General features: G+C 69.1%; 4 protein-coding genes. 1 reads left to right on the top strand and 3 read right to left on the bottom strand.

Annotated elements, in window-relative coordinates:
- Positions 1-131 precede the first annotated feature (131 nt).
- Together K8V84_RS02710 and paaZ are read right to left on the bottom strand one after the other, a co-directional pair.
- A complete protein-coding gene (locus K8V84_RS02710; RefSeq protein WP_304069889.1) occupies positions 132-608 on the bottom strand; it encodes an SRPBCC family protein in 477 nt (158 codons plus the stop codon).
- Between the two features lie 114 nt (positions 609-722).
- Entirely contained in the window at positions 723-2,756 is a 2,034-nt protein-coding gene (paaZ, locus tag K8V84_RS02705; RefSeq protein ID WP_304069887.1) for a phenylacetic acid degradation bifunctional protein PaaZ, read from the bottom strand.
- A gap of 160 nt (positions 2,757-2,916) precedes the next feature.
- Between paaZ and K8V84_RS02700 the strand changes: the two genes are divergently transcribed.
- Positions 2,917-3,513, top strand: a complete 597-nt coding sequence (locus K8V84_RS02700; protein WP_304069884.1) for a class I SAM-dependent methyltransferase — start codon at positions 2,917-2,919, stop codon at positions 3,511-3,513.
- 194 nt (positions 3,514-3,707) lie between these two features.
- Here the strand turns inward: K8V84_RS02700 and K8V84_RS02695 are convergent.
- Positions 3,708-4,133 (bottom strand): YbaK/EbsC family protein (locus tag K8V84_RS02695; RefSeq protein ID WP_304069881.1); only part of this gene is annotated, 426 nt, incomplete at its 5' end.

Here is a 4,133-nt window from a genome sequence, read left to right as displayed (position 1 = left end):
ACGGTGGCGCGGCGGCGGGCTTCATGCGCGTGGTCGCCGACGCCATGGAGGATCCGGCCAAGGCCATCGCCCGCATGTAGGCGGGCGATGAACGAGCGCCCCGGAGGGAGTCGGCACCCCCGGGGCGCTTTTCATGTCCGATGCTCTTCGAGTGTGGCGCGCATCCGACGCAGGCGCGGCCCGAACGCGCCACGAAGCGCGGTGGCCACGGACAGGTCGCCCAGGGGGCCCAGGCCGGTGGAGAACTCGACCACGTCGGTGTGCCGGGTGCCCGACCCGTACGGCTCGACCCGGTGCGTGTGCCGCCAGTAGCGGAAGGGCCCGCGCACCTGGAGGTCGCTGAACGAACGCCCCGCTTCGAACGCGTCGATGACGGCGTTCCAGCGCACCGGGAAGCACCCGGCCGCGCCCCAGCGCAGGTTCATCACACCACCGGCCTCGAACGGCTCGGGCCACTCCAGGACCTCCACGCCGGGAGGCATGGCGTCCAGGAAGCCGGACTCATCGACGATCAGTGCGAACACCCGTTCCACCGGGGCGCGGAAGTCCTCGACCACCCGCAGCTTCGTGGTGCGTCGCGGACGGACCCGTCGGTCACCCTCACGCACGTCGCTCCCCCCTTCGCCGAAGCCCTCAGCATGACAGCGCACCCGGTCCGATCGTGTGATCGGACCGGGTGCGTCGGTGTGTCGCCCTGTCGACTCGGCTACATGGCGACTCGTCTACTCCTCGCCCTTCTCCACCAGGGTGAGGACGTCGTAGGTGGCGACGGCCTCACCGTCCTGGTCGGTGACGACCGCGTCCCAACGCACCTCGCCGTAGTCGGCGTTGGTGCGCGGGGTGATCTGCTTGGCGGTCAGCGTCACCTTGATGACCGCGTCCTCCTTCACCGGGGTGAGGAAACGCAGGTTGTCGACGCCGAAGTTCGCGAGCACCGGCCCCGGGGCCGGGTCGACGAACAGGCCCGCGGCCAGCGAGACCACCAGGTAGCCGTGCGCCACGATCCCGCCGAACAGCGGGTTGGCGGCCGCGGCCTCCTCGTCGGTGTGCGCGTAGAAGGTGTCCCCGGTGAACTCCGCGAAGTGATCGATGTCCGAGCGGGTCACCGTACGCTCGGCCGACGCGATGGTGTCGCCGATGCGCAGTTCGGTGAGGTCCTTGCGGAACGGGTGCACGTCGCCGATGTCCCGGCGTGAGCCGGTGGTCCAGTGGCCGGTGATCGCGGTGAGCATGTCCGGGGAGCCCTGGATCGCGGTGCGCTGCATGTGGTGCTTGACGCCGCGCACACCGCCCATCTCCTCGCCGCCGCCGGCGCGACCGGGTCCACCGTGCACCAGGACGGGCAGCGGGGAGCCGTGTCCGGTGGATTCCTTGGCGTCGTCGCGGTTGAGCACCAGGATGCGGCCGTGCCAGGGGGCCGTCCCCAGGACGACCTCGCGGGACACGTCCTCGTCGTTGGTGACCAGCGAACCGACCAGGCTGCCCTGGCCGCGTGCGGCCAGTTCAACGGCCTCGTCCACGGTGTCGTAGGTGATGATCGTACTGACCGGACCGAAGGCCTCCACATCGTGCGGTTCCTTCGCGCCGGGCTCGGCACGCAGCAGGATCGGCGACATGAACGCGCCGGACTCGTCGTCGGCGCCGGTCACCTCGACCCGCTCCGGGTCGCCGAACACCAGTTCGCTGGAGGTGCGCAGAGCCTTGACCGCCTTGCGGACCTCCTCTCGCTGGTCGAGTGAGACCAGGGCGCCCATCCGGACGTCCGGGTTGTCGGCGGCGCCGACCTTCACCTTGGCGAGCCGGTCGGTGAGGGCCTCGGTGACCGCTTCCGCCATCGACGTCGGGACGATGACACGGCGGATGGCGGTGCATTTCTGACCCGCCTTGACGGTCATTTCCGTGACGACCTGCTTGACGTACAGGTCGAACTCGGGGTCCTCGGGTCCGACGTCCGGGCCGAGGATCGAGCAGTTGAGGGAGTCGGCCTCCACGTTCAGCCGGACCCCACCGCTGACGACGTTCGGGTGGTTGCGCAGGATCGTGCCCGTGGCCGCCGATCCGGTGAAGCCGACGATGTCCTGTGGGCCCAGGTCGTCGAGCAGGCCCCGGTGGCTGCCGACCAGGAGTTGGAGCGAACCCTCGGGCAGCAGCCCGGACTCCACCATGCGCTTGACCACGGCCACCGTCAGGTAGGAGGTCTGGCCCGCCGGCTTGACGATGCTGGGCAGGCCCGCGATGAAGGCGGGTGCGAGCTTTTCCAGCATGCCCCAGACGGGGAAGTTGAACGCGTTGATCTGCACGGCCACGCCCGGACGGGAGGTGTAGACGTGCTGGGCGACGAAGGTGCCGCCCTTGCCCAGCTGTTCGAGGGGGCCGTCCAGGATGACCTTCGCGTTGGGGAGTTCGCGGCGGCCCTTGCTGGAGAAGCTGAAGAGGGTGCCGAAGCCGCCGTCGACGTCGACCATCGTGTCGCGCGCGGTGGCGCCGGTCCTGTGGGAGAGCGCGTAGAACTCGTCCTTGTACCCCATGAGGTGCTTGGCGAGTTCCTTGAGGATGTTGGCCCGCTGGTGGAACGTCAGTTTTCGCAGTTCCGGGCCGCCCACGGTACGCGCGTACTCGACCATTGCGGCGACGTCGGGACCGTTCTTCGAGATCCGGGCGACGGTCTCCCCGGTGTTCGCGTCGGCCAGGGGTGCGCCCTCGTCCGTGGGGGTGAACCACGATCCCTGGGCGTAGCTCTCCAGTACTTCGGACACCTGACGGTCCTCTCCTCGGCATGTGGGTCTGGTGGAACAGTATTACAGACCGATCGGTCAGTAAATAGGCTCGCACCTGCACGGGCGCGCCCCACCAGTGCTTTCTCCGGCGGGCGTGGGTCGCCCACCCGGCCCTGGACAGCCGACTTACCGTGGAACCATGACCGACTACGCGCGGATGTACCGTCTTGGTTTCACCCCTTGGGAGCGCTATGGTCCCGCCGCGGGGGCCCAGCTTCGTTCCTGGCTCGAACGCGAGGGGACGAATCGTCCGTCCAGCCCTGGTCGTGCGTTGGATGTCGGCTGCGGTCGCGGCCAGTTCACCCCTGAGTTGGCCCGCCACGGCTGGGAGGCCGTCGGGGTCGATCTGGTGCCGGCCGCGATCGAGGCCGCACGCGAGAAGAATTCGTCCGAGGTCACCTACGTCGTCGCAGACGCGACCGACCTGGAATCGGCGGAGCTGGGCGGGAAGTTCGACCTGTTCCTCGACGTCGGTTGCTTCCAGGGCCTCGACCCGGCCCAACGCGCCGCCGAAGGGCGGGGGGTCACGGCCCTGGCCGCCCAGGGGGCCACCCTGCTGATGCTCGCCTTCGGCCCGTCGATCTATCGACGAATGGTCGAGGGAGTCTCACAAACCGAGGTCGAGGCAGGGTTTCCCGAGTGGGAACTGGTCGACGTGGAGGATGCGGATACCGCGGGTCTGGGCTGGCCGATGAACCGCACCAGACCGAAGTGGTACCGCTTCCGCCGTCCCTAGAGTCGACGATCCACCGCGCGCCCTGCCCCCGCGACCGGCTCACCGGCCCCTCGGCCGCTGTCGAGAAGTCGCCGTGCCGCCATGTCGACCTGGGGTGAGGTCGGTATGTCGACGAACGGCGCGGCCCGGGTCGAAATCGACCCGGACCGCGCCGTAACCACAGATGGTTTTGTCGACAAATCGACCGATGGCGACTACCTCGTCAGGGACAACACCTCGGCGCCGGGCAACTCGGCCAGCAACGGGCCCGGGACCCGCAGCTTGGATCGGCGCAGGCCACTGCCCACGACCACCCAAGAGGTGTCGTGGACGGCCTTGTCCACCAGGACCGGCCAACCCTCGGGCAGTCCGAACGGGGTGATGCCCCCGTACTCCATGCCGGTCATCCCGGTCGCCTCGTCCATCGGGGCGAAGGAGGCCTTGCGCGCGCCCAGGTGCTTGCGCAGCACCCCGTTGACATCGGCCCGCTGCGTGGCCAGGACCATGCAGGCGGCGTACTCGATCTCGCCGCCCCGCTTGGCCGCCAGCACCACACAGTTGGCGCTGGTGTCCAGGCTCTGCCCGTAGCGCTCACAGAAGGCCGCTGTGTCCGCAACCTCCGGATCGATCGCCCCGGCACG

Origin of the sequence: Nocardiopsis listeri (genome assembly GCF_020741345.1) — a bacterium.
Taxonomy (GTDB): domain Bacteria; phylum Actinomycetota; class Actinomycetes; order Streptosporangiales; family Streptosporangiaceae; genus Nocardiopsis; species Nocardiopsis listeri_A.
Note: the sequence above shows the minus strand (reverse complement) of the source record. Positions and strands in the feature narration are given on the sequence as shown.